The 1,354-nt window shown below is 30.1% G+C and carries 1 protein-coding gene; it reads left to right on the top strand.

Going from position 1 to position 1,354, the window contains the following annotated elements; genetic code table 11:
* Positions 1–314: 314 nt before the first annotated feature.
* A complete protein-coding gene (locus ACVCXO_RS06390; protein WP_452228759.1) occupies positions 315–677 on the top strand; it encodes an endonuclease domain-containing protein in 363 nt (120 codons plus the stop codon).
* Positions 678–1,354: the final 677 nt, after the last annotated feature.

The following is a 1,354-nucleotide window of genomic DNA, read 5'->3' on the forward strand; positions in this document are numbered from 1 at the left end:
ATTTATTGCAAATAAATTTGGAGAGTTTGACCTAAAATGCGAAGCTATTTTGATATCCACAACACTATTTTATTAACTCCTCTTTCTTCAAATGCGAAAAGCATTTAAATTCATTCTCCTCTTAAAATAAGAGGAGAGCTGTTTCATTAGTATAATTATACTAAAGACCCTGCTCCTCTCTTTAGCTAAAGAGAGGTGGATTTATTGCAAATAAATTCGGAGAGTTTGACCTAAAATGCAAAGCTATTTTTATATCCACTTTTATCAAAATTGTTTTTATTGTAGAATTAAAGATAAATATTTAACTTCATACAATGAATAAAAGTAAAATTCATAGTAAAAAAGAACTCCAAGAATTAAGAATTACATTAAGGCAAAGGCTAACTCCTGCAGAAGCGTATTTATGGAATCAATTAAAAGCCAGGAAATTCAAAAATAAACGTTTTACAAAACAACATAGTATTGGTTATTATATTGTTGATTTTTATTGTGCAGAACTTAAGTTAATCATTGAATTAGACGGAGAAGTTCATAACAATGCTTTACAAATGGAGAAAGATAATGAGAGAACAAAATATCTAGAAAACCTAAATTACAAAGTAATTAGATTTGAAAACAGAATGGTATTTGACAATCTATCTTCTGTTTTTATGGAGATTGAGAGTCATTTTATATAATAACAGCAAACTCCTCTTTCTTTCCATTTCCTTTTTGGGAAATAGAAATTCATTCTCCTCTTAAAATTAGAGGAAAACTGCTTCATTAGTATAATTATACTAAAGACCTGCTCCTCTCTTTAGCTAAAGAGAGGTGGATTTATTGCAAATAAATTTGGAGAGTTTGACCTAAAAGGCGAAGCTATTTTGATATCCACAACACTATTTTATTAACTCCTCTTTCTTCAAATGCGAAAAGCATTTAAATTCATTCTCCTCTTAAAATAAGAGGAGAGCTGCTTCATTAGTATAATTATACTAAAGAACCTGCTCCTCTCTTTAGTTAAAGAGAGGTGGATTTATTGAAAAGAAATTCGGAGAGTTTGACCTAAAATGCGAAGCTGTTTTAATATCCAAAACACTACTCTTTTAACTCCTCTTTCTTCAAATGCGAAAAGCATTTAAATTCATTTCTCCCCTTAAAATAAGAGGAGAGCTACTTTGTTAGTATAATCACAATACAAAACCTGCTCCTCTCTTTAGCTAAAGAGAGGTGGATTTATTGCAAATAAATTTGGAGAGTTTGACCTAAAATGCGAAGCTATTTTGATATCCACAACACTATTTTATTAACTCCTCTTTCTTCAAATGCGAAAAGCATTTAAATTCATTCTCCTCTTAAAATAAGAGGAGAGCTG

Source organism: Lacinutrix sp. MEBiC02404, from assembly GCF_053601575.1.

Excerpts from the sequence above, each read along its gene's own strand:
- ACVCXO_RS06390 (WP_452228759.1), top strand. The coding sequence starts at position 315 with ATGAATAAAAGTAAAATTCATAGTAAAAAAGAACTCCAAGAATTAAGA.